At 41.7% G+C, this 24,120-nt stretch carries 26 protein-coding genes; 15 read left to right on the plus strand and 11 right to left on the minus strand.

What is annotated here, in order from left to right:
* Positions 1 to 22 precede the first annotated feature (22 nt).
* Complete coding sequence (locus tag R2Q85_RS21825) at positions 23 to 1,012, minus strand: hypothetical protein (RefSeq protein WP_316813925.1); 990 nt, start codon at positions 1,010 to 1,012, stop codon at positions 23 to 25.
* 175 nt (positions 1,013 to 1,187) lie between these two features.
* On the opposite strand from R2Q85_RS21825, the gene R2Q85_RS21830 reads away from it, so the two are divergent.
* The 8 genes from R2Q85_RS21830 (at position 1,188) to R2Q85_RS21865 (ending at position 7,137) form a co-directional block, all read left to right on the plus strand.
* A complete protein-coding gene (locus tag R2Q85_RS21830) occupies positions 1,188 to 1,757 on the plus strand; it encodes a sigma-70 family RNA polymerase sigma factor (protein WP_316813926.1) in 570 nt (189 codons plus the stop codon).
* Positions 1,754 to 2,509, plus strand: a complete 756-nt coding sequence (locus R2Q85_RS21835; protein ID WP_316813927.1) for a hypothetical protein — start codon at positions 1,754 to 1,756, stop codon at positions 2,507 to 2,509. The genes R2Q85_RS21830 and R2Q85_RS21835 overlap by 4 nt, the downstream gene beginning before the upstream one ends.
* Positions 2,510 to 2,666: 157 nt before the next feature.
* Positions 2,667 to 3,200, plus strand: a complete 534-nt coding sequence (locus R2Q85_RS21840; RefSeq protein ID WP_316813928.1) for an RNA polymerase sigma factor — start codon at positions 2,667 to 2,669, stop codon at positions 3,198 to 3,200.
* Between the two features lie 28 nt (positions 3,201 to 3,228).
* The gene (locus tag R2Q85_RS21845; RefSeq protein WP_316813929.1) at positions 3,229 to 4,395 is read left to right on the plus strand and encodes an outer membrane beta-barrel protein; all 1,167 of its coding nucleotides are present in this window, start codon (positions 3,229 to 3,231) and stop codon (positions 4,393 to 4,395) included.
* Complete coding sequence (locus R2Q85_RS21850) at positions 4,370 to 4,930, plus strand: YceI family protein (RefSeq protein ID WP_316813930.1); 561 nt, start codon at positions 4,370 to 4,372, stop codon at positions 4,928 to 4,930. The genes R2Q85_RS21845 and R2Q85_RS21850 overlap by 26 nt, the downstream gene beginning before the upstream one ends.
* A gap of 8 nt (positions 4,931 to 4,938) precedes the next feature.
* On the plus strand, positions 4,939 to 5,877 hold the full coding sequence (locus R2Q85_RS21855; protein WP_316813931.1) for a DUF5777 family beta-barrel protein: 939 nt from the start codon (positions 4,939 to 4,941) through the stop codon (positions 5,875 to 5,877).
* 17 nt (positions 5,878 to 5,894) lie between these two features.
* Entirely contained in the window at positions 5,895 to 6,359 is a 465-nt protein-coding gene (locus tag R2Q85_RS21860; protein ID WP_316813932.1) for a ubiquinol-cytochrome c reductase iron-sulfur subunit, read from the plus strand.
* A gap of 115 nt (positions 6,360 to 6,474) precedes the next feature.
* A complete protein-coding gene (locus tag R2Q85_RS21865; protein WP_316813933.1) occupies positions 6,475 to 7,137 on the plus strand; it encodes a Pr6Pr family membrane protein in 663 nt (220 codons plus the stop codon).
* 9 nt (positions 7,138 to 7,146) lie between these two features.
* Here the strand turns inward: R2Q85_RS21865 and R2Q85_RS21870 are convergent, their stop codons facing one another.
* The 4 genes from R2Q85_RS21870 to pfkA form a co-directional block, all read right to left on the minus strand.
* Positions 7,147 to 7,950 (minus strand): hypothetical protein, encoded by an 804-nt coding sequence (locus R2Q85_RS21870; RefSeq protein ID WP_316813934.1) that lies wholly within the window; start codon positions 7,948 to 7,950, stop codon positions 7,147 to 7,149.
* A 130-nt stretch (positions 7,951 to 8,080) separates the two neighbouring features.
* Positions 8,081 to 9,082 (minus strand): type I glyceraldehyde-3-phosphate dehydrogenase, encoded by a 1,002-nt coding sequence (gene gap, locus R2Q85_RS21875; RefSeq protein WP_316813935.1) that lies wholly within the window; start codon positions 9,080 to 9,082, stop codon positions 8,081 to 8,083.
* 9 nt (positions 9,083 to 9,091) lie between these two features.
* A complete protein-coding gene (locus tag R2Q85_RS21880; protein WP_316813936.1) occupies positions 9,092 to 9,934 on the minus strand; it encodes a hypothetical protein in 843 nt (280 codons plus the stop codon).
* Between the two features lies 1 nt (position 9,935).
* Positions 9,936 to 10,922: a 6-phosphofructokinase gene (gene pfkA / locus R2Q85_RS21885; protein ID WP_316813937.1), complete on the minus strand. Its 987-nt coding sequence runs from the start codon at positions 10,920 to 10,922 to the stop codon at positions 9,936 to 9,938.
* A gap of 117 nt (positions 10,923 to 11,039) precedes the next feature.
* Here pfkA and R2Q85_RS21890 point away from each other — a divergent pair, with 117 nt between their 5' ends.
* Positions 11,040 to 11,729 (plus strand): NUDIX hydrolase, encoded by a 690-nt coding sequence (locus R2Q85_RS21890; protein ID WP_015809095.1) that lies wholly within the window; start codon positions 11,040 to 11,042, stop codon positions 11,727 to 11,729.
* 72 nt (positions 11,730 to 11,801) lie between these two features.
* On the opposite strand, the gene R2Q85_RS21895 is transcribed toward R2Q85_RS21890, so the two are convergent.
* On the minus strand, positions 11,802 to 12,662 hold the full coding sequence (locus tag R2Q85_RS21895) for an N-acetylglucosamine kinase (protein WP_316813938.1): 861 nt from the start codon (positions 12,660 to 12,662) through the stop codon (positions 11,802 to 11,804).
* Positions 12,663 to 12,983: 321 nt separating this feature from the next.
* Here R2Q85_RS21895 and R2Q85_RS21900 point away from each other — a divergent pair, with 321 nt between their 5' ends.
* The 3 genes from R2Q85_RS21900 to R2Q85_RS21910 are packed head-to-tail and all read left to right on the plus strand — an operon-like array spanning position 12,984 to position 16,118.
* Positions 12,984 to 14,018 carry a GntG family PLP-dependent aldolase gene (locus tag R2Q85_RS21900; RefSeq protein WP_316813939.1) on the plus strand — a complete coding sequence of 345 codons (1,035 nt, stop codon included), beginning with the start codon at positions 12,984 to 12,986 and terminating at the stop codon, positions 14,016 to 14,018.
* A 12-nt stretch (positions 14,019 to 14,030) separates the two neighbouring features.
* Positions 14,031 to 15,524, plus strand: a complete 1,494-nt coding sequence (accC, locus tag R2Q85_RS21905) for an acetyl-CoA carboxylase biotin carboxylase subunit (RefSeq protein WP_316813940.1) — start codon at positions 14,031 to 14,033, stop codon at positions 15,522 to 15,524.
* Positions 15,525 to 15,533: 9 nt separating this feature from the next.
* A complete protein-coding gene (locus tag R2Q85_RS21910) occupies positions 15,534 to 16,118 on the plus strand; it encodes a riboflavin synthase (protein WP_316813941.1) in 585 nt (194 codons plus the stop codon).
* On the opposite strand, the gene R2Q85_RS21915 is transcribed toward R2Q85_RS21910, so the two are convergent.
* Positions 16,119 to 17,165, minus strand: coding sequence for a hypothetical protein (locus R2Q85_RS21915; protein ID WP_316813942.1), 1,047 nt, complete (start codon positions 17,163 to 17,165; stop codon positions 16,119 to 16,121).
* 110 nt (positions 17,166 to 17,275) lie between these two features.
* Here R2Q85_RS21915 and R2Q85_RS21920 point away from each other — a divergent pair, with 110 nt between their 5' ends.
* Entirely contained in the window at positions 17,276 to 17,572 is a 297-nt protein-coding gene (locus tag R2Q85_RS21920; RefSeq protein ID WP_316813943.1) for a hypothetical protein, read from the plus strand.
* 33 nt (positions 17,573 to 17,605) lie between these two features.
* Here R2Q85_RS21920 and R2Q85_RS21925 read toward each other — a convergent pair whose 3' ends face one another.
* Positions 17,606 to 19,375, minus strand: coding sequence for a histidine kinase N-terminal 7TM domain-containing protein (locus tag R2Q85_RS21925; RefSeq protein ID WP_316813944.1), 1,770 nt, complete (start codon positions 19,373 to 19,375; stop codon positions 17,606 to 17,608).
* Positions 19,376 to 19,594: 219 nt separating this feature from the next.
* Between R2Q85_RS21925 and R2Q85_RS21930 the strand changes: the two genes are divergently transcribed.
* Both R2Q85_RS21930 and R2Q85_RS21935 read left to right on the plus strand, forming a co-directional pair.
* Positions 19,595 to 20,182: a porin family protein gene (locus tag R2Q85_RS21930; protein WP_316813945.1), complete on the plus strand. Its 588-nt coding sequence runs from the start codon at positions 19,595 to 19,597 to the stop codon at positions 20,180 to 20,182.
* A 112-nt stretch (positions 20,183 to 20,294) separates the two neighbouring features.
* Positions 20,295 to 20,570, plus strand: a complete 276-nt coding sequence (locus R2Q85_RS21935; protein ID WP_316813946.1) for a hypothetical protein — start codon at positions 20,295 to 20,297, stop codon at positions 20,568 to 20,570.
* Between the two features lie 4 nt (positions 20,571 to 20,574).
* On the opposite strand, the gene R2Q85_RS21940 is transcribed toward R2Q85_RS21935, so the two are convergent.
* From R2Q85_RS21940 to R2Q85_RS21950, 3 genes are all read right to left on the minus strand, one after another.
* A complete protein-coding gene (locus R2Q85_RS21940) occupies positions 20,575 to 21,495 on the minus strand; it encodes a YihY/virulence factor BrkB family protein (RefSeq protein ID WP_316813947.1) in 921 nt (306 codons plus the stop codon).
* Positions 21,496 to 21,607: 112 nt separating this feature from the next.
* Positions 21,608 to 22,738: a 4-hydroxyphenylpyruvate dioxygenase gene (hppD, locus tag R2Q85_RS21945; protein ID WP_316813948.1), complete on the minus strand. Its 1,131-nt coding sequence runs from the start codon at positions 22,736 to 22,738 to the stop codon at positions 21,608 to 21,610.
* A 48-nt stretch (positions 22,739 to 22,786) separates the two neighbouring features.
* Positions 22,787 to 23,944 carry a homogentisate 1,2-dioxygenase gene (locus R2Q85_RS21950; protein ID WP_316813949.1) on the minus strand — a complete coding sequence of 386 codons (1,158 nt, stop codon included), beginning with the start codon at positions 23,942 to 23,944 and terminating at the stop codon, positions 22,787 to 22,789.
* Positions 23,945 to 24,120: the final 176 nt, after the last annotated feature.

Here is a 24,120-nt window from a genome sequence, read left to right on the forward strand (position 1 = left end):
TTCAACGTATTGATTTGGGATGCTAATAACTATCCAGGCTGTTTATGGCTGCTTGTACGGCTGTTTCTGTAGTTTCAGTCAAGCTTAAGGTAAGGCTTTGATTGGCAGTGATGCTGATCTCCTGTGCGGCATAATAATACCTGCCATCTTTGATAGAGAAGGCGAACATACGGCCTTCGGAACCGATAGGCATCATGTTATCGTAGCTTTTTACCTTATTCGCCCCATCAGGTGTGTACAACTGGGCTACCACATTGCTTCCTTTTGCACAGAAGTATACAAAGGTTTCTCCGCTGTAAGCATGGAAACTGGCCATGCTACCAGGGTTGTTCAATACTTCAACTTTAACGGTCGTTTTTGGACTGGCATTGTTGTAAAATATATCGCAGTTTACCCAGCCCAGGCTTCCAAAATCAAAAGTGAACGCAGATTGTGAAGCCCCAACTTCTTTCAAACCTGCACCATTTGCATTTCTTGGGGCAGCCCAGGCCATTTGATTATTGGCTGCCGGTACCAGAGGTTTTTCTGCCTGATCTACCCCTATCCAGATTTGGGTGGCGCCATCTCTTTTAGCAGGGATGGAAATTTTAACAGGCACTGCCAGGTTCTGGTCTACACTGGCCCCATTGGATTTTACATCGATAAAAATAAAGCCATCTGAAGCAAGTGGGGCACCTGAGGAATGATTGGTGTTTGCACCTGTAAATATGACCGCACTTCTTTTCAGCACTTCGTAAACTTCTACCGTTACATTCCCGCTTATCGGGACACCTGCTTTGGTTAAAGACCCCGCCGGAAAAGTGACTTTAGTACCGTCTAAAAAAGTAAGGGTTTGAGGAAGCGCGGAGGCGTTGATTTCTTTACTTTGTTTCTGAGTACCAAATTTAGCTGTAAACTCTTTTGCTGTATTTACGGTGCTTCCGTTGTCATCGCCGGAGTTCTGTTTTTTACATGCAAAGTTTAAAGAGATCAATGCGATAAATAATGCTGATGTTAAGTTAAATGTTTTCATGTCTTTAGTTTTAAAATTGCTTACTCTGTTAGGGCTTTTCAGCGTTCGCCATTGGGTGATTCGATTAGATATCAGGTACAGTTAAAAATTGTTACCCCCTGTTTCATTTTTTTTTATCAGGCTATCAAAAGAAATTTTAAATTAGTTGTCTATATGCTTCATTATACCCTTGCCAATGGCTAAAAACATACATGCAGACCAGCGCTACCTTACAGGCCTCGTAAATAATGATGCCCCGGTAATTAACGAGATCTATAAACGCTGCGCCGGGAAAATCAGATCCTGGATCGTTTTTAACAATGGGACTGAAGATGATGCCGCGGATATTTTTCAGGAAGCCCTGATGGAGGTATACCGGCAGGCCAAATACAAGTCGCTGGAGCTAACCTGCCCCTTTGAACCCTATATTTTATTGATATGCAAACGTAAATGGTTAAATGAAATAAAAAAAAGATCAATTCTACCGGTAACAAATAGCGAGGAAGATTTATTACATATCGGAGAGGATACTTTTGCAAATGCAGATGAACTGGAAAATCAGGAAGCGCAATCTAAATTGTTTTTCAATGCTTTTGAAAAACTGGGGGCACGCTGCAAAGAGATTATATCCTGGAGCATGAAGGGCGAGGCACAGGAAAAAGTGGCCGAGACCCTTGGTGTGACCTATGGTTACCTGAGAAAAAAGAAGTCTGAATGCATGGCATCTCTGATAAAAATGGTTCAATCAACTAAAACGGAAGAATGATGAACGAGGAGAAATTATTAGCTGTTGCCCGTTACCTTGAGGGTGATATGGGGCTTCAGGAAAAACAAGAGTTTGAAACTTTGATCCAGTCGGATCCTGAACTGCAGGGACTGCTGGAGGAGTATAAAAATATTCACCTGACGCTGAAGATGAAACTTGCGCCATCTGAGGAGGATCGGGCGGTTGGAGCTGCATTGCAGCAGTTGAACCAGCAGTATTTTAAGGATGCTGCAATGGCCGGCCCTGTTAAGGTAACCAGGGTAGTGCCTTTTGTGAGCTACCTGAAATGGATGAGTGTGGCCGCAGTATTGGTGATCGGCCTGTTGGTGTGGGCGCCCTGGAGGGCTAACCTATACGAGCAATATGGCATCAGTAAAGAAATGTCGGTAGCTGAGCGTGGTGAAGGTGACAAAAATAACCTGGAAAAAGCCGCTGCCTTTTACAACGTACATGATTTTGTAGCTGCTGGTAAAATTTTAGAAAAGGAATACCTGGCTGATACAGACAATTCGCTTATTGCTTATTATTATGGGATAACCCTGATAGAAAACACGAGCGAGGCCAAGGCAAGGACTGTACTGAGCAAATTACACAACGGTGAATCCGTATTTAAATATGATGCGGCTTACTATATCGCTTTAAGTTTTATTAAACAAAACAATTATCCCCAGGCCCTGGAATGGCTGGAAAAGATTCCTCGGGATACTCCCAGCTATGATAAAGCACAGGAACTGATCAAAAAACTGCGTTGATAAAATTAATCTAAAGTATTGCTATACAAATGCTTATTGTTTGGGTGGCATTTCTTTTTAATTATTTGTTCATTTTTTTGTACTAAATTCATAAGCGCAGGCAACCCCCATGCGCTGATCTGCGTACCTGTTGGTATAGATGAATTAAAAAAAATACGTGGACGAGTTTAACATTCAGGAACTGATAGCCGGTTGTAAGAAAAAAGACAGGAAATGCCAGAAAGGACTTTACCAGCTTTTTTATAGCTACGCTATGCGAATGTGCATCCGGTACGCGAAAGATAAAGATGAAGCCGTAGAACTGGTAAATGATGGGTTTCTCCGGGTCTTTATTCACATTCATCGTTACGAGGAAACACGGCCATTTAAGGCCTGGTTAAGTACAATCATTATCAATGCCTCAATAGATCATTACAGAAAGCAAATAAAGCGTATTGAAATGGAAGAGCTAAACGCAAGGTATGAACTGGAAGATAAAGAGGGTATCCTTTCCCATATCCATTATGAAGACCTGATTAAACTGGTCCAAAAACTATCTGTTGCTTACAGAACGGTTTTTAACCTTTTTGCCATTGACGGCTATACACATGAGGAGATATCGGCAATGCTTTCTATTTCTGTTGGGACATCCAAATCTAATTTATTTAAAGCAAGGGAGCAGTTAAAGAAGATGCTGAAGGCAACAACGTGATCAAAATTTTAATAGATAAAACACCATTATGGAATTGAACGACAAGGAGTTTGATGCCACCTTTAGAAAAAAGGTATTTGATGCTGAACCTCAGTTTGAGGAAGCGGCATGGGATAAGATGGAGCAAAAGCTGAGGAGGAGAGACCGTGTGGTGTTTTTTAGAAAGGCGGGTGCTTTATGCTTATTGCTGTTGCTGTGTTGTTTGGCTGGTTACCTGATGTTTGATCAGCAGCTGCCGGGAAAACTTCAGCCTGCGGCTGCGGGAAAAAGTAAACCGCTGCAGCTGCCGGATGTGCGGAATCGGGGAGGCGAAACCAATCCTGTTCCTGAAACTGATCAACCGGCAGCGGCCATTAAGTATCAGGAGCTTTATGTGGATCTGGCAGACAGTTCCAGGAGCCCAAAAACTGAAGAACGGCTTTTGAGTGCTGAAAGTGACAGTTTAAACAGGATGCTGGCGGGCAAGATAAGCACCCCATCTGTTCCAGAACCTGAGCCGAAAATTGATTCGGTCAGCACTGGTTTGCCTGGTACTGATGTGCTGCCGGCTGCTGTCGCCACTATCGGCAAGAAACAAAAAACCACTGGCCGCAGGATATGGCCTCTGAGTTTATCGCTAAGTGCAGGTCCAGAGTTCAATTCATCGGGGGCAATGCTGGGTGGCAAAACGGGTTTTAGTGCAGGCTTTGGCTTTGGTATACATATGACCAAACGCATTACCCTGCAAACCGGGCTGACATACAGCAGGAAAGACTATGCGGCTGACAACTATGAGTATAAATTTAAAAGTGTAAGGGCCATGGATGTCATCTCCCGGGTTGATGCTTCTTGTGCGGTGCTGGAGATTCCATTACAGCTGGCTTATACGGTATTGGATGATGCGCAGAAAAGCATTGACCTGAATGTAGGCATGTCGAGTTATTTTATGCTTAAAGAAGATTATATATACAGATACAATGCCGGATCGGGTATTGCAGACCGGCTGCAGGAATACAGGAACCAGAACCAGCATTATTTAGGAGTAGCCGATCTTTCTGCTACGTATTATATTAAACTTAAAAAAGAAGGATTAAGGCTTGGACTTGAGCCTTATGTTAAAATACCATTAACCGGCGTTGGCGAAGGTAAGGTAAACCTGAAATCGAGTGGCATTTCATTAAAACTGCGATATGACCTGGGAAAAAAAAATAACTAGCATCCTTTTGGGCAGCTCATTTCTGCTGTTGCAGCTGAACGCATCAGGTCAGAACTATGGGAGCAAAAATGTAAAACTGGCCATGTTTTCTTCTACTCCCGTGGAGGACATCAGGGCGGTAAGTGTAAAAGGTGCTGCAGTACTGCTAGCCAAAACCAGGGAGATTGTGGTGCAGGTGCCGGTCAGGACCTTTGAATTTGACCGTAAATTAATGCAGGAGCATTTTAATGAAAATTACATGGAAAGTGATCAATACCCGTTGGCTAAATTTAAGGGGATTATAGATCAGGTCATTGATTTCACAAAGGATGGGGTATATCCGGTTACGGTAAATGGTACTTTAAGTGTACATGGGGTAGATAAAAACCGTGTGATACCTGGAAAAGTAATTATCCGGAATGCTGAAGTCCATATCCTGACAGAATTTAAAGTGGCCTGCGCAGATCATAACATAAAAATACCGAACCTTATCATCACTAAGGTGGCCGAGGTGATCAACATAAAGGTGGATGGCATGCTTAACCAGATCAAATAACCCAACATATGAAAAAGATCAGTTTATTTACGGTTCCTCTTTTATTTAACTTAATGACGGGCTATGCGCAGCAGGCAGATTCTTTGTTGAATGCGCTGGATAGCGGAACAGTAAAACCCGGAATCGAAGCAGTATTTAAATCTACCCGCGTTGTTTTGTCACATTCCAGCGAAACGCAGAGGAAGCATGACCTGGATATGCGCATTCGTCATCATTTTGGAGATATTGGCGGAAAGTTTGGGACTGCCCATACTTTGTATGGCCTGGATGTTGCATCTGACCTGTTTATTGGTTTTGATTATGGCCTAACTGACGATTTAACCCTTGGCCTGGGCAGGAGTAAGCAGGATGAAATGTATAATTTTTCCGGCAAATATAAATTGCTCAAACAAAGAGCTGAGGGTAAAATGCCTGTTAACCTTACGCTGTTCGGGCAAATGGGCTGGATAGCCAGGGAACCTTTCTCTGAAACGGAATTTGCTCCCTATTCCAACAGGTTCTCGTATTTTTTTCAGTCTATCATTTCGAGGAAATTTTCTTCGAGGCTTTCCCTGGAAATAATGCCGGCCCTGCTGATGAGAAAAAATATTACAGACAGCAGGGATCCTGAAAACATTTTCTCATTGGGCTTTGCAGGCCGGATGAAATTGACCAAAAGGTTATCTTTTGTTGCCGATTATACTTTAGTTAATGGTTTGTCACGGCCAAAAGATCTGGCCCAGGTATATTATAATCCACTAGGCCTGGGGTTGGAAATTGAAACCGGCGGCCATATCTTCTCCCTTAATTTTATGAATTCAGAATATATTCTGGAAAACAACTTTATTCCGAATACAAAAAAATCATGGGAGGAAGGCGGTGTTCGTTTTGGCTTTACCATTTCCAGAAACTTTACCCTGTTTAAATCAAAAAATAAAGACCCGGATAAAACATCTAAAATTTACTAAATCTAAAATTTAAAATTATGGAACGTGAAGAATTCATCAAGTCTTTAGGACTTGGACTGGCACTGCTATGCACTGGATCTTGTATCTCCGGATGTGGTGGAAAAGGTGATACCGGCAGCCCTGATCCTGGTACTAATCCTCCCGGTGGTGGTGGCGGAGGCAATACTGCAACTGTTGATCTGGCCAGCCAGTTGATGGCCGTAGGTGATCAGGCTACTGCAAATGGGGTGCTGTTTTTTAGGATTGCCACCGGCAATGTCCCCGCATCAATTGTAGCCACCGAAGCCAGTTGCCCGCATCAGGGTGGCAACCTGGTATGGAAACAAAGTGACAATAAAATACAGTGCCAGCTGCACTTTTCGGAGTACAGTAACAATGGGACTGTGCTGCAGGGGCCCCAGGGTACCACCGGAAATACCAGGACCCTTAAAATTTACACCACAGCACTAAGCGGGACCAAGCTGACCGCAACAATAGCCTAGAAAATGGAGGATGGCCATCGCATGCTTTACGTTTGCGGTGGCTTTTATGAATTCCATTTTTTGGAATCCTTAAATTCAAATGGCTATCTTCATCCCCGGTAACTAAGGATGAGCTATGGAAAGAAAGTATTTAAATGCCAGTAAAATATTTTTAACAGCGGGGGCTTTGCTGGGCTGGTTTGCCTTACTGGCGCAGTTGTACCTGATCATTGCTAACAACCCCATTCCGGTAACGGAGTCTGTTACCCGGTACTTTAGTTTTTTTACTGTTCTAACAAATATTCTTGTAGCCCTGTGTTTTACAACGATGCTGCTGAGGTTTAATAGAGATCACCGTGGTTTTTTAGCCAGACCGGATACCTTGGCAGCGGTTACTGTTTACATCAGTGTTGTTGGGATTGTTTACAATTTAATCCTGCGCTTTACCTGGCAGCCCCAGGGTCTGCAGTTCGTTGTTGACGAACTGTTGCATTTGGTGATGCCGATCCTGTTTATTATTTATTGGTCGATGTTTGTTCCAAAGAATACACTAAATTGGTCTGCCACACTTTTTTGGCTCATTTACCCCTTTATTTACCTGGTGTTTATCCTGTTTAGGGGATCCCGCTCAGGATTTTATCCCTATCCTTTTGTGGATGTAGATAGACTTGGCTATCACCAGGTGCTGTTAAATAGCTTTTATTTATTGATCGTTTTGCTCACGTTGTCCCTGCTCCTGGTTGGAATTGGAAAGTTGGTACAAAATCACCGGAAAAAGAATAAATACCTGCGTTACTGAGCATAATCCCTAACTGAATTCTCTGATATCTACAATCCTGTTGCTGTCGCTGAACTTCAAAAAGGTAATGCCTTTTTTATTTTTTTCCCAGCTGAAATTGTCTCTGATCCATTCGGACAGATCGGCATTAGCTGGTGCAGGTTTTGAAAGTGCTTGTGTAAATACATCATCACTTTCATAATGAACCTGGTATAAGGACGAAGACTGAAGGAAAACCAAGGTAGATTTGTCTGGCGAGTTAAGGATGAACTCTCCCTGGATTCTCTCTTCCGGATTTTGTCTTTTGATCAGGTGGACCTGGGCGTTGACATTGGTAATAAAAAAATCATTGTTGACCAGGTAACCCCCTCTTCCGAGCTTATTCAGGCCTTTGGTGAATTTACTGTCCAGCTCACCTGTTGAGGGACGGTTCAGGCTAACCACATTAAGTTTCTGATCTTTAAAAGCGATCAGATAAAAGGCTGAAGCTAAATCCGGATGATCCGCCAGTTGTACCAGCATCGTTGTTTTTTGGGTGTTTATAGGCTGTACAAAGGAAAATTTATCGGCAAGTCCGTTTGAATCGGTTTTATTAACCTGGATGCGTACTACGGTATCCTTGAATTTTATGCCAAATGCTTCGGTTCCGCTACCTGACTCATCTTTACCGGAATTGTATTTGTAAACCGTGAAAACGCTGTCTGCTGCAGGCTGAGCATCATTAAACTTTTCGCTGGATGTAAGTGTTCTTGGGGTATAAGTGGCTGCTGTTTCCTTTTGCTGACAACTGAATAAAAGAGCGGACAACCCGAGTGCGCATACTAATTGTTTCATAGTTAATTGTATTTTTTAGTTTCTGCAAAATTAATCTTTGAAAGGAAATATCCAAGCCTGTAACAAGAAAAGGACGCTCCATCCGGAAGCGTCCTTTTTCTAACCAAATATAAACCTGTATGAACGGGTTTTACTTTAAGTTTCCGTAGTATTCTACGAATTTGGCTAATGCTGATGAATAGCCCCATTCGTTATCGTACCATGAAACTACTTTTACGAAGTTATCATTCAATGAAATACCTGCTTTCGCATCAAAGATAGAAGCGTGGTCATCTCCGATGAAATCTGAAGAAACAACTTCTTCGTCAGTATAAGCAAGTACACCTTTAAGTTCACCTTCAGATGCAGCTTTCATTGCAGCTTTAATCTGCTCATAAGTAGCAGGTTTTTCTAAACGTGCAGTTAAGTCAACAACAGATACATCGGCCACAGGAACGCGGAAGGACATACCAGTTAATTTACCTTTTAATTCCGGTAACACCATACCTACTGCTTTAGCAGCACCAGTAGAAGAAGGGATAATGTTAGAGAAACCACCACGGCCACCTCTCCAGTCTTTTGCAGAAGGACCATCTACTGTTTTCTGCGTTGCAGTTACCGCATGAATGGTACTCATTAAGCCTTCAACAATACCAAAGTTATCGTTTAATACTTTGGCAATTGGTGCCAGACAGTTTGTAGTGCAGGAAGCATTGGAAACAATGGTCTGATCTGCAGTCAGTTTGTGGTGATTTACGCCCATTACATAAGTAGGGATATCTGCATCCTTTGCTGGAGCTGAGAATACCACTCTTTTTGCACCGGCAGCGATGTGTTTCTCTGCGTCAGCACGTGTTAAGAATAAACCTGTAGATTCGATAACAGTTTCTACACCTGCTTCATTCCATTTCAAATTTGCAGGATCTCTTTCTGCTGTAATGCGGATGGTTTTTCCATTTACTACAAGGTTTCCGTTTTCAACGGCGATAGTGCCATCAAAACGACCGTGAGTAGAATCGTATTTTAACATATAAGCCATGTAATCCGGCTCAACAAGATCATTGATTGCAACGATATCTAATCCTCTTTTTAAAGCAGCCCTAAAAACCAGTCTGCCGATACGGCCAAAGCCGTTAATTCCAATTTTGCTCATTTTAAATTATCAATTTGAATAGTAGTTTAGTAAATTATATATAGGTTCTTTGGTAATCGATGTAATTTTCAGTCCATGTTTTTTAGCTGTTGCCCGCAACTGATCCTGAAAATTTCCCGCGACAAGGCCTACAAAATGTATTTCTGTTCCAGGATGAAGTTGAACGGTGGGCAATAAATAAGTCTGAAAATAAAGTTCAAAAGAATGATCAATAAGTTCAAGCAGATATTTGTTTTCCCTGTTTTCCAGGAAAAAATCAAAGAAAGAACTTAAAAATTGTTGTGCCATTGGTTTTTTATAGACTCTTTCCAGTATTTGAGGCCTGTCCAGGTTGTATTTCAACTCAAATTCCTTTTGCAGTTCTGCCGGAAGTTTTTTCTGCAAAAACCGTTTTAAAATGATTTTCCCCAGGTAGTTAGCAGATCCTTCATCTCCAAAAACGTAACCCAGGCCATAGTTGTTTTTTTCTGGTTTTTTTCCATCAAAATAAGCACAGTTGGCTCCGCTGCCTAAAATTCCGACAATACCGCTGTTGTTGAAGCAGGCAGAGAGCGCAGCGCCATACAGGTCGTCTTTGACGCTGATTTTGCTATACCTGAAAAACATTCCAAGTGTTTGGGCCAGCTCATCCCTGCGCTCATCGGAAGAAGCGCCCGCGGCAAAAACATAGATCTTTTTGATGCTTTCAGCGTGGTTAACCAATGTTGTTTTTTTATTCAGGTATTGAAGGATGGTTTTTTGATCGTTAAAACAAGGATTTATACCTGGCATGGTACACTCAGCAATAGTCTTCCCGTCCCTGGCTATCTTCCAGAAAGCTGTTTTCGATCCGCTGTATACTACTGCTATCATATTATATGGACAAAACTTTAGTCATTTCCAATAAATCACTTTCCAGTTTAAAAAAATGCCTGGTAAGGGCTTCTTCAATACTGGTTGTTTTCACTTCATTACCCCTGAGACCAACCATTTCCATGGTATTTCCTTTTAGTAATTCATTAACGGCTGCAAATCCAAGCCTGCTGCCAAGAATCCGATCGAAACTACTTGGACTGCCTCCGCGCTGAAGATGGCCTAAGATAGTGACTTTCGTATCATAATGGTTAAAACGTTCTTTAACTTTTTTTGCAACCTCATAAGCACCACCGTCTTTATGACCTTCAGATACAATTACAATACTTGAAGTTTTTTTGGTAGAAGCACCCGTCTCCAGCATGCTGATCAGTTCATTTAAACTGGTTTCTTTTTCAGGCAGCAATACAGCTTCAGCTCCACTAGAAATGGCACTTCTTAGTGCGATACAACCTGAATCCCGGCCCATTACTTCAATAAAGAACAAACGGTCGTGAGAATCAGCAGTATCCCTTATCTTATCTATTGCTTCAATAACGGTATTTATGGCGGTATCGTATCCTAAGGTAAAATCAGAGCCGTAAAGGTCGTTGTCGATGGTTCCCGGAACACCCATTACCCTGATGCCGAATTTTTCACCAAAGCGTTTGGCCCCGGTAAAAGTTCCGTCCCCACCGATCACTACCAGCCCGTCTATGTCACGGGCTTTCATGTTTTCGTAGGCAAGCGCCATGCCTTCATCGGTTTTAAATTCCAGACAGCGTGCGGTTTTTAATATCGTGCCTCCCAGATGAATGATGTTACTAACGGATCTTGCATCCATCGGATTAATATTATTACTGATTAATCCCTGATATCCTTGCAAAACTCCAAACATATTTATACCATTGTATATTCCGGTTCGGACTACTGCTCTGATGCACGCGTTCATTCCGGGAGCATCTCCTCCAGATGTTAATACGGCGATATTTTTGATATTTGGTTTCATGATTTATATTTACGAATATAGCGTGTATTTTTTACACTAAGTAATTTATTTTTTATTTTCCTATGTTAAGAGGAAACAAGTATATTTATTTGCTTTAATATTTAAAAATTTAATGTTTTGAAAGAAGTCTTACCAAAATTTAATTCCACTTTCTCGATTGATTGTGTGCTGTTCGGGTTTGATGAAGGAGAATTGAAAATTCTTTTAATTGAAAGAAACGAAGAACCTTTTAAGGATTGGTGGGCCTTGCCTGGTAACCTGGTTGAAGAAGATGAAAGCTTAGACCAGAGTGCGACCAGGATTTTGCATGAGCTTACCGGCCTTAGTGACATTTACATGGAGCAGTATTATACGTTTGGTGATGTAAACAGGCATCCCCAGGGCAGGGTAGTGAGTATCGCTTATTATGCACTTTTAAGACTGGGTGGAGATAAAATAGTTAAGCCAATCAGCAACTATGCCAAACAGGCTTACTGGAGAAATGTAAAAGACCTTCCGAGGCTGGCCTTTGATCACCAGCAGATCTTTGAGAAAGGCATGGAAAAGATCAAAAGAAGAATCAAACACCAACCCATAGCCTTCGAGCTGTTACCTGAAAAGTTTACACTTACACAACTTCAGAATGTGTATGAAGTGATCCTGAACAAAAAACTGGATAAGAGAAATTTCAGAAAAAAGATGCTGAGTTTTGGTGTGTTGAGAGACCTGAACGAGAAGCAGTACGGGGTTTCTTTCCGGGCGGCCACCCTTTATAAATTTGATAAAAGAAAGTATGCCAAGTTATTTGGAAAGGAAATTTCTTTTTAAATGTTTTTCTTGTCTATAAAAAAAGCCCGGACTGATTAATCCGGGCTTTTTTTATAGCGACTGATTTTTTGGTTATTTTTTGTTAGCAATATGCAGGTGATAATCTACCAGGTCATCTATAGGCGAACGGATAATTTTACCGATACCCATTTCATACCTGTCTGCTACTACACTCAGAACATCCCTGAAGCTGTAACCCACAGAGCCTACACAATTTAATTTATAATCTTTGTAATTGGGATAATGAATAACCAGGGCATCGAAAAATGCAGTGAATGCATAATCTATGGTATTAAAGGTATAGTCTTCATAGTTATCTTTAAAATCGTACAGAAATTTGCTAAACCCGGCACAAAAACGGTTTGGAAGTGGTTTGTTGTAAATGTGGTCAAAAATATCCTCATTGGTCAGTGCATAATTATCGTAAAAGGTTTCTCTTAAACCTTTTGGCATATAACCTTTCATGTAATCGCCCAGAATTTTTTTGCCAATAAAGCAACCACTGCCCTCATCGCCTAAAAAGTATCCCAGCGAATCAATGTTCAAGGTGATGTCTTTACCGTCGTACAGGCACGAATTGGTTCCTGTACCCAATATTGCGGCAAAGCCTGGCTCATCGCCCAGCAATGCCCGGCAGGAGGCCAGCAGGTCATGACCAATATTTATTTTTGCATTGGGAAAAACCTGCTGCATGGCATCGGCGACAATTTTCCGGTTGGTTTCTGTTGAACAGCCAGCGCCATAGTAATTTACTTCAGTGAGTTTCTCTGTTTCTAAATGGTCAGGAAGAGATTTCCTTAACGACTCTACGATGTAGTCCGTTTTTGAAAAATATGGATTGTAGCCTTCTGTGTTGAAAAGAATTTTTCTACCAGCTTCATTAATTAAACACCAATTGGTCTTGGTCGAACCGCCGTCTGCAATAACTATCATCTTAATTCGTCTTTTTCGGGATAAAATTAAATAATCCTGCCACTTTTGTATTGGTTTTACTCATAAAATTATTTTTTTGGTTTTGGTTAGATAATTGTTTTTCTGCGTTTAAATGCTTTTTAAACGTGATTTTATAGATTTTTTAGCTTAGGATATTGTCAAATAAACACTAAGCTAAATTACACTTGTTATTTTAAAATCCAAATTTAAAATTCCCAGTCAGCATAAGCGTTGTTTTTTTGACTTTTGCTGATAAGTTTTAGGACATAAAAACTGGTAATGTGGAGCAGCTTGAGTAGTTTTGTATAAAAGAATAGCCGAATGAATATAGACCTTCGAAGTGATACCGTCACTAAACCTGATCAGGGAATGCTGGATGCCATGATGACCGCAAAAGTTGGAGATGATGTATTTGGAGAGGATGAAACGGTAAAAGCACTGGAACATAAGCTGGCCACCATGTTTCATATGGAAGCCGGGTTATTCTGTCCTTCAGGAACAATGACCAACCAGATCGCCATTAAATGTTTTACCAACCCGATGGATGAGGTCATTTGCGACCAGACCGCGCATGTGTACCGCTATGAGCGAGGGGGTATCGCTTATCACTCTCTGGCTTCGGTAAGATTGCTGAACGGGGAACGCGGAATTTTAACACCGGAACTTATTGAACCCGAGATCAATGATGACAATGTTCATTATCCGCATTCCAGCTTGGTGGTACTCGAAAATACAGTTAACAGGGGAGGAGGAGCCTGCTATGCATTGTCACAGATAGAACCCGTGCATACCTTGTGTAATATAAAGGGATTGAAACTTCACCTGGACGGAGCAAGAATATTCAATGCGCTTGCGGCTACCGGAGACCATGCTGCAGCTTATGGGCAATACTTTGATGGCATCTCTGTATGCTTGTCGAAGGGGCTTGGTGCACCTGTAGGGTCTGTATTGCTGGGTTCAAAAGAAATGATAAAAAAGGCAGTCAATATCCGTAAGGCCTTTGGTGGCGGAATGCGGCAGGCAGGCTTTCTGGCCGCAGCAGGCATTTACGCATTAGATCATAATATCGCTAAACTCCCAACCGATCATAAACATGCCAGCGCATTGGGCGAAGCTTTAAGCAGAGTGAGTTACGTGGCGTCGGTACTTCCCGTTGAAACCAATATTGTGGTGTTTGAAGTGGCCGGTGAACTGAAACCGCTGAATGTAGTGCATCACCTGGCTGAAAAAGGGATTATCTGCAATGTGACCGGGCCAAAAACGGTAAGGATGGTGACACATTTAAACATTTCTTCAGAAATGATAGACAGGGCTATAGAAAACATAATACATTTGCATATATCAGCTAATAAATAATTTCAGGTGTAAATGAAGAAAATTCTTATCGCCAACAGGGGGGAGATCGCTTTGCGCATTATGCGTTCAGCAAGGGAAATGGGTATCAAAACGGTTGCTGTCTATTCTGAGGCCGACAGGACTTCACTCCATGTACTTTATGCAGATGAGGCGGTGTGCATTGGCCCCGCACCATCCAATCAATCTTACCTGATCGGAGAAAAAATTATTGAGGCCTGCAAAATTACAGGTGCGGAGGCCATCCATCCGGGCTATGGCTTTTTATCTGAAAATGCGGCTTTTGCCAGATTGGTAAAAGCTTCCGGACTGATATTGATCGGGCCTACACCGGAAGCTATGGAAATCATGGGCAATAAACTTTCTGCAAAGGCTGCGGCATTGAAATACCAGATTCCTATGGTTCCGGGCACCGAAGAAGCCATTACCGATGTGGAAGAAGCGAAAAGAAGGGCAATTGAAGTAGGTTTCCCAATTCTGATCAAGGCAGCTGCAGGCGGTGGTGGTAAAGGCATGCGTGTAGTTGAAAAAGCAGCCGACTTTGAGGAACAGATGCAACTGGCCGTAAGTGAGGCCTTATCTGCTTTTGGTGATGGCTCAGTTTTTATTGAACGTTACGTTTCTTCGCCGAGACATATAGAAATACAGGTGCTTGGTGATACCCATGGAAATATCGTACATCTTTTTGAAAGAGAGTGTTCCGTTCAGCGCCGGCACCAGAAGGTGATAGAAGAAGCGCCTTCCAGTGTTTTAACTGCGGAAATACGTGAAAAGATGGGCAAATGTGCAGTTGATGTGGCCCGTTCGGTAAATTATGTCGGCGCAGGTACGGTAGAGTTTATCCTGGATGAAAACCTGGAGTTCTTCTTCCTGGAGATGAATACCCGTTTGCAGGTGGAGCATCCCGTAACCGAAATGATTACCGGGCTGGACCTGGTAAAAGAACAGATTAGAATTGCCAGGGGTGAAAAACTGGCTTATCAGCAGGAGGACCTGCACATTAGCGGCCATGCCATAGAGCTCAGAGTGTATGCGGAAGACCCTGAGAATAATTTCCTTCCGGATATCGGGGTGTTGCAGACCTATAAAACACCTAAAGGCAATGGGGTAAGGGTAGACGACGGATTTGAGCAGGGCATGGAAATACCCATTTATTACGACCCCATGATCGCTAAACTCATTACTTATGGTAAAGATCGGGATGAAGCAATTGCACGCATGGTTCGTGCGATTGATGAATATCAGATTACGGGTATACAAACCACGCTTGAATTTGGTAAATTTGTGATGCAGCATGATGCATTTAAATCGGGTAAATTCGATACCCATTTTGTGGCTAAATATTTTAACGCGGGTCGGCTGAAAACGCAAAATGATGAGGAAGCTTTAATGGCAGCCCTGATGGCTGCATTGTTTTTCAAAAGACAACCCGCCGCAGCAGGGCAGGATAGTGTAGCACTGGAAAAATCCAGTGCAAACAACTGGAGAAAGAACAGGTTAAATAAATAGTGAATTGATATGTTTACAGGAATAATAGAGACATTAGGCGAAGTTACAAACATAAGGGCAGAGGGTACCAATCTGCATTTTACCATAGCATCTGCAATCAGTAACCAACTTAAAATTGACCAGAGCGTTGCACACAATGGGGTATGCTTAACCGTGGTTGCTTTGACCGAAGACAACCATACCGTAACTGCTATCCGGGAAACCCTGGAAAAATCCAATATGCAGTATCTTAAAACAGGGAATAAAGTTAACCTGGAACGCTGTATGCAAATGAACAGCAGGCTGGATGGCCATATCGTTCAGGGGCATGTAGACCAGACTGCCGTCTGTATAAAAAGGGCGGAACTGAACGGCAGCTGGGAATACCGCTTCAAATATGAAGCTGTAAATGGTAATGTTACTGTCGAAAAAGGCTCTGTATGTATCAACGGCATCAGTTTAACAGTGGTCGGTTCTGCAGATGATGAGTTTTCTGTATTTATCATTCCGTATACTTTTGAACATACCAATTTACAGGAAGTTAATATTGGTGATACTGTAAATGTGGAGTTTGATATCATCGGAAAGTATGTGGCCCGGCTGGTAAACAGGTAATTACCTTTTTAGCTCCTCAATTTTATTTTTAATGTAGGAAATGTGCCGCCGCTGTTTTTCGGGATTCTTGATGCTGTTCAGGTATTGAGAATAATAGCTTGCCGCATTTTTTTTATCGTTTAACTTATCTTCGTAAACCAATGCTATGTTGTAATACAAACTGCCATTGTTTTCAAACAAAAGACCCCTTTTATATACATCTATTGCCTCCTTATTTTGGTTCATATTTTCATAAGCATCTCCAAGCAGACCATAGTAAGTAGCCGTTTTAGGAGATATGCCTTCTTTAATGGCTAGTTTAAAATAGACCATGGCATTTTTATAATCCCTTACACCTCTGTAGCTCTGGGCCATCTGGAACAACAGTTGTTCTGAAGGGTTCTTTTTTGCGGCCAATAATTTCTTTCCTATAATTATGGCTTCCTTGTATTCTTTAAAGGCCATGTGGATCGGCATCTTTGCGTTTAATAACTTTAAATTGGTACTGTCTGCTTCCAGCGCAGGTTTTAGTATTTCTCTGGCTTTATTGAACAGGTTATCTCTAAAATAGACATCTGAAAGCTCAGCGCTTACCTCGGCATCCAATATATTTAGCTGGTTCGCCCTTACCAGGTAAGCCTTTTTTAGCGCACTTTCCGGGTCGTTTTCCAGTTTTGCCAGTTGTTTGTTGGCGTTAAAATTGTTGCTGTCAACTTTTAAAACTGCTAAAAAGTATGCTTTTGTTCTTTCATCCTGATGATAGCTGGCACTGATGTTGCCCAGCGCCGATAGAACTTCCGGATCTTCAGGCAGCAATCGGTTCAGCTTCAGGTAATGTTGCTCAGCTTCAGGTAATCTGTCTGCCATCAGGCTGGCATAGGCCAGCTGTTTTAGCTTTTTAAGATCCGTACTGTCTTTATAAATGGTTTGAAGGTATTGCATTGCCTCCGTGTATTGCTGGGCCTGGTAATATTGCAAAAGCTTGTCCTGATCAAGGTTTTCTGAGGTCTGGGCCTGGGCTAATGGAATAGTGATACAAGTGAAAATTAAAAAAAATAGTTGTCTCATACTGCGGGAAATTACCAAAAACTACATATACTACCAAAAAATAAAAACATATTGGCAGGGTAATTGGTTGATTAGGTAATAAATAGAACGTTAATTTTAATATAGTGGATATGGATACTTTGAAAAAGTTTGAATTAATGGAGAAGATTGTAAGAGAGCTGGGTGATTTACAGCACTCACAACAGGCAATTATTCAGAAAATAGGAAAAATTGAGGTTGACAATATCGAACTCGGAGATAAAAGGTTAGATAAAGACCTTTCTGATATGCACCAGCGTGTAGCCGATAACCTGGATACGATAGTGGGCATATTGGAATATTTCGCAGATAAAACCCAAAATTTTGGTAATAAAAACAATGTTGATGCCTTGAAAGAGCAACAAGCCATTAATGGTGCAACAGGATAATAAAAAAAGCCCCTTTTCGGGGCTTTTTTTATGTTATTTATCGTCAGTTACTGGCAAATACAGATAGAAACTGGTCCCTTTTCCACGTTTACTTTTCACCAATATCTTCCCATCGTTCCGTTCCATAAAATCTTTGCAGATGACCAGGCCCAGGCCTGTTCCTTTTTCATTCATGGTGCCCCTGGTAGAACTTCCTGCACCTGTAAAAATCGTATCGAGCATTTCGGCTGACATGCCTTTTCCATTGTCGTCGATCCGGATCATCATGGTGTGGTCTGCCCGGTAAGCAGCACTGATGTTGATCTCGCATTCCTCCATGCAAAATTTGATGGAATTGTTTAAAATATTCCGGACAACGATCTGGATCATGATCATGTCGGCATACACGATCATGCCCGGAAAAACATCGTGAATAATGTTGATCTTTTTGATGGCTGCTGATGGTAAATGATAATTTACCTCATTGAGGATCATGCTCCTCAGTTCAAAGAACGTTTTATTGATGCCATAGCCTTTTAACTGGCTTCTGGACCAATGCAGAATGTTCTCCAGCAGGTCAGTAGTGTACAAAATGTCGCTGCTGAGTTTTGGTGACAGGTTTTTGAATTCGTCTAAGGAGATCATGCCTGTATTTACCATTTTAAGTACTTCAGACAGGTTTACCAAAGGTCCCCGGAGGTCATGTGCAATGATAGAGAAAATTTTGTCTTTCAGCTGATTTAGCTTTTTCAGTTCTTCTGTTTGCTGTTTAGATTTTAAGGCTTCCAGACGTATTGCCGTCAGGTCCTGGATTTTAATTACCGTTGCCTCATTGTTCAGCTGGTTTTCATTCAGGTACATGATATTTGCTTCCAGGTCAAACAATTCTTCATTCAGCTGCAATTTCATTTCTATTTTTCCTGAGCGATGTGCGGTAATGTAGTCCAGGAATCCGGGTTGCCCGGGAAACAGTTTGTCCACCTGCATACCGATAATTTTAGACTTCTGTTCATCAGGAAGATATTTTTTAACCGCCGGATTATAATCTATTACTCTGTTTTTCCCGTCTAATACCAGGTAACCGTCCTGAATCAGGTCGAGTACTTTTTCCCGCGCAACTGGTAAGATATCGAACAGCTTAAAGCGGTAAATCGCAATGGCAATCAGAAAAATGGCCAGAATAAAGGCAAAGGGGGTAAGGTCAAGGTTTTCCAGCGGGCGTATCCCCAACAGGTAAGCGAGGTTAACCAACCAGGGAATCAGCGCTGCAAAGAAAATAGTATAATTCTGCCGTCTGTAAATGGGCTCTGCTTTTCTGAACTTTACAAGGATCTGGTAGCTGCCGAGTCCGAGCAGAATGTAAAAGTAAGCGGTGAAAATTCTGTACCAGATGCCTGGTGTAACCACCAGCATTGGAAAAGGGCCCGAATGGTCTACTGCCAGGTTCAGGTATTGCAGGTGGTGATGGTCGTTTGTCCATACCAATACAACGGTAAGCAGAGAAACTGCCAGCAGTGCGCCCAGATTGAACTTTTTCTTGTACCAGCAATCTTTGCCCGCAAGCTGTAGGCAAAATAGAAACCAGTTCATGGGCAGCGTAGTAATGCCGAGATACTCGATACTGACGAAAAACTTCATCTGCTCCAGGGTATTGCTGGCCAGTTCAAAGCCGTAACCTAAAGACCAGATGGCATTAGATAACATCATAAAACCAAAAAGTCGTACCGCTTCTCCTTTTTTTCCAAATAAATTGTAAGAAAAAATGAGTGTAATAATGCCGCAAAAAATTAAAGTAATGGCATAGGAATTAAATGTAAAATCCATTCAAATAGGTGAAGATGATTAATCCCGTTAAAAGTGTTGAAGCATTATTACTGATGTGGAGATAAAACTACGGAATTTTTTTTCAATTGAAAATATTATTAGCTTTACTTAAAGAATGCAAACTATTAAAAGTTAAGATTGTTATTCAGGAATAAAAGGAGGAATTGGCTATGCCAGTTTTATAAAAATTTAAATCACCCAAATTATAAATACAAACAAATGAAAAAAATCATTTTATCCGCACTGCTCATTTCCTTAAACCTGGCTGCATTTAGTCAGGTATTGCCCAGTTTCCAATTGGGCTTAAAAGCAGGAACCAATCTATCTAAACTCAGTACTGATAATACTTTTAGCAGCGACAACAGGGCAGGTTATTATGCAGGCTTGTGGGCGCGTATTGGTGCTGCAGGTATTCATTTACAGCCAGAGCTTTATTTAAGTGGAAAGAATACAACGTTAAAAGCAAGCAATGGTGAAGAAAATAAAGTGAAGTTTACCAGTCTCGATGTGCCGGTATTGGTAGGTACAAAGATAGGTGCAGCAGGTGTTGGCCTCCGGTTAAATACCGGTCCGGTAGTTTCTTTTATCCTGGATGATGAACAATCGTTCGGACAAGCTGCCGGCAGCGCATTTCAAGGAAATTTTAAAGGACAGAATTTTGCATGGCAATTTGGCGCAGGCGTAGATATCGGAAATTTAGGTCTTGATTTAAGGTATGAGACCGGACTTTCTAAAATTGGAAAAGATGGCTATGACGATACTAAACTGAGCCTTTTCACCTTCGGGCTGGCCTACAAATTGTTTTAATAAATAAATTTTTTCCACATTTTGTGTAAAAGGGTAAATGATTGTCATTTACCCTTTCTTTTTGGCTTCATAATTGATCTGCTATTTCTCCCTAACTTAATTCAATACGGCTATGAATATTAAAGAGTTGCTTTTAAATGGAAAGAGCTTTTCAGAGCTCCTTAAACAGTTTTCAATTGATGCTGCAGATGTCAGAATTCAGGACGAAGAAACGATCCTTTCTGACCAGTTTTTAAAACACCAGGAAATTGTAAAAGAAAGTATCTGTATTGAAGCAAAAAATAAGGATGGCATTGTCAATTTTTTTGGAACGCTGCACTATAACCTGCTCAACAAGCTCGCTGTGTTTGAAATGCTCGGCTTTGAAAAGGTATTGGTGAGCGAGTAGATGCTTAAGTGCTTTTTAATACTTCTTTTATTTCATAATTATATGCCCCTTTAATAGGACGTATAGGGGTTTCTTTGTCATCACTCAATACCTTCACATAGCAGGCGCCAAAGTAAAATATAAAGGAAGAATAAAAAACAAAGAGCATGATGAGCACAATAGATCCCGATGTGCCGTAAATATTTCCGATACCGCTTAATGGCAGCATTATCCTTAAAATGTATTTGCCAAAAGTAAACAGGACAGCAGTAAGTATGCCGCCACGCAAAGCGGCCATCCAGGTTGGTCTGCCATTTGTTAAAAAGCGAAACAATACGGTAAACCATACCATGACTATCGCTATAAACAACAACTGGTTTAATACGGATAAAAAGAATTTACCGAAGGTTGGTGCTGCGGTATTGATGTATACCCCGATAAATGCCTGTATACTGTCGGTTAAAAAACCAAACAGGAACAAGAGACCAGCCAATAAAATGATCACCATTGATCTTGCCCTTAATTTCATGGTGAACATAAATCCTACATGGTCCTTTTTGCCAATAGACCAGATCTGGTCCATGGAGTTTTTGATGACATTGAACAGCGTGGTGGCCACAAACAGGAAAAAAACAAAACTGATCAGTGTAGCATACCATTGGTGATCTATTCCTCTGATGTTTCTGAGTGTTTGTCTGATCTGCCCTGTGCTGTCGTCATCTAAAATATTGGCCAACCGTTCAAACAAACGTGTAGCCAGTATTTTCCTGTCAATAAAGAAACCAAACAGCCTGATCAGGATCAGTAAAATAGGGGGGAGTGCAAAATTGGTAAAAAAGGCAGTAGCACCCGCCAGCCGCAGGGGGTCATTTTTCTGGAATAGCCTGAACGCAGCGCTTAACCGGATAAAAAAAAGTCTTGTTCTTTGAAGTATGTTGATTTCCATTCCCCCGCTTGAAGCCCGAAAATAACTATTTTTTTTGTATCCTGATACCCAATTGCATAAAAAGAGACATCCTTGTCAGGATGCCCTGCTGGTTTTTAATTAAATCGACCGGTTACAGGTTTCCTCTCAGTTCCTGTTCGCGTTCTAAAGACTCAAATAAGGCTTTAAAATTACCTGCTCCAAAAGATTGTGCACCTTTACGTTGTATGATCTCAAAGAACAAGGTCGGCCTGTCTTCAACCGGCTTGGTAAAGATCTGCAGAAGGTAGCCTTCCTCATCACAATCCACCAGAATTCCCAGTTCTTTCAGTTGGGCAATTTCTTCATCAATTTCACCCACACGTTCCGGCATCATGTGGTAGTAGGCTTCAGGGGGTGCACTCAAAAACTCAACCCCCCGAGCTTTTAAGTCCCTTACTGTGGTCAAAATATCTTTTGTTGCCACAGCAATGTGCTGCACCCCTTCGCCCTCATAAAATTCCAGATATTCTTCAATTTGTGATTTCTTCTTTCCTTCAGCCGGCTCATTGATCGGGAATTTAGAATAACCATTTCCATTGCTCATTACCTTGCTCATCAGTGCAGAATATTCCGTATTGATCTGCTTGTCGTCAAAAGAAAGGATGTTTACAAAACCCATCACTTCTTCGTACCATTTGACAGTTTCGTTCATCCTGTTCCAGCCTACATTGCCAACGCAATGATCTATATACAACAAACCGGCATCAGCAGGATTGTAGTCACTTTTCCAATCCACATATCCCGGTAAAAAACTGCCTTTATAGTTTCTGCGTTCAATAAACATATGGACAGTTTCGCCGTAGGTATAAATGCCTGACATGCGGACCTCACCAAATTCGTCGGTTTTTGTTACCGGTTGCAGGTAGGGCTTTCCACCTCTTCTGGTGGTTTCTTCAAATGCACTGTAGGCATCGTCCACCCAAAGAGCAAGTACCTTTACACCGTCTCCATGTTGTTTTACATGTTGCGCAATCGGACTTTCCGATTTCAAAGCCGTGGTCAATACCAGTCTGATCTTTCCCTGCTGTAATACATATGAAGCCCTGTCGCGCAGGCCCGTTTCGGGCCCGGCATAGGCCAGCGACTGAAAACCAAAGGCTGTTTTGTAATAATGTGCAGCCTGTTTGGCATTGCCTACATAAAATTCTATATAATCCGTTCCATTTATCGGAAGAAAATCCTGCGCTTTAGCAATCTTTTCTGCAAATGTTTGTGTTGACATCTTAGTTTTTCTATTAAATAAGTTAGTTTAACCTTGCAGCTGAATTTTTTACGATTGCCAGCTCTTATAATACCCCTCATCCTCTATGGCTACCGCATCCTCAGTCAGCATCAGGGGGCGAAAAGGATCGATCATTACCGCCAGTTCATCTGTACTTTCCTTGCCTATTGATTTCTCTACCGTACCCGGATGCGGTCCATGCGGGATGCCACCCGGATGCAAGGTGATCTGTCCTTTTACTACACTTTTCCTGCTCATAAAATCACCGTCTACATAATAGAGCACCTCATCACTGTCTACATTGCTATGGTTATAGGGTGCCGGAATTGACAAAGGATGATAATCGTATTTGCGCGGGACAAAAGAGCAGATCACAAAATTGTGTCCTTCAAAGGTCTGGTGTACCGGCGGAGGCTGGTGTAACCTGCCGGTGATCGGTTCAAAGTCGTGAATAGAGAAAGCATAAGGATAATGAAAGCCATCCCAGCCCACAAAATCAAAAGGATGAGTACCATAAGTATAGGGATAAATCAGGCCTTGTTTCTTAATTAATACCTTAAAATCACCATATTCGTCAATGGTCTCCAGATCGGATGGCCTTCTGATGTCCCTTTCACAATAAGGGGAATGCTCCATCAGCTGACCATATTCATTGCGGTAGCGTTTCGGTGAGCGGATCGGGCTAAAGCTCTCCACAATAAATAGCCTGTTCTTTTCCTCATCAAATTCCACCTGATAAATGGTGCCACGGGGTACCACCAGGTAATCGCCATAGCTAAAGCGGATCTTGCCAAAGCCTGTTTTTAACGTTCCGGTACCTTCATGGATAAAGATGACCTCATCGGCCTGGCTGTTCTTGTAAAAATAATCCGTCATTGATTTTTTGGGTGCCGCCAATGAAATGTGCAGGTCGTTGTTTACCAGTACCGGTTTGCGGCTTTTCAAATAATCATCCTCGGGTTTAATGTTAAAGCCGAGCAGACTTGTATGTTTTAAATGTTTTTCTCTTGCAATTTTAGGTTCAACGGAGTAGGGCTCACCTAAAGCCTTTACCAGGGTAGGCGGGTGACAATGGTACACCAGGGAATATAAGCTGGAGAAACCCTCGGTAGAGACCAGCTCTTCCGCATAGAGGCTTCCGTCTGGTTTCCGGAAAACGGTATGACGTTTGGCAGGGATAGTACCTAATGTGTGATAGATAGGCATAACAATATGTCAGTTAATTGGTTAGAATAATAAGTCTCTGCTAAATTAAGTATTAAATCTATCAACCACCAAATGATAAGCCATTTATTCTATCTGGTCCTTTCAAATCCAGGTCCACTATTTAATTTCAAGTATTTATTTTATGCTGTGAGGTAATTAATTTTTATATATTTAGA

The organism is Pedobacter heparinus (assembly GCF_032678725.1).
Taxonomy (GTDB): domain Bacteria; phylum Bacteroidota; class Bacteroidia; order Sphingobacteriales; family Sphingobacteriaceae; genus Pedobacter; species Pedobacter heparinus_A.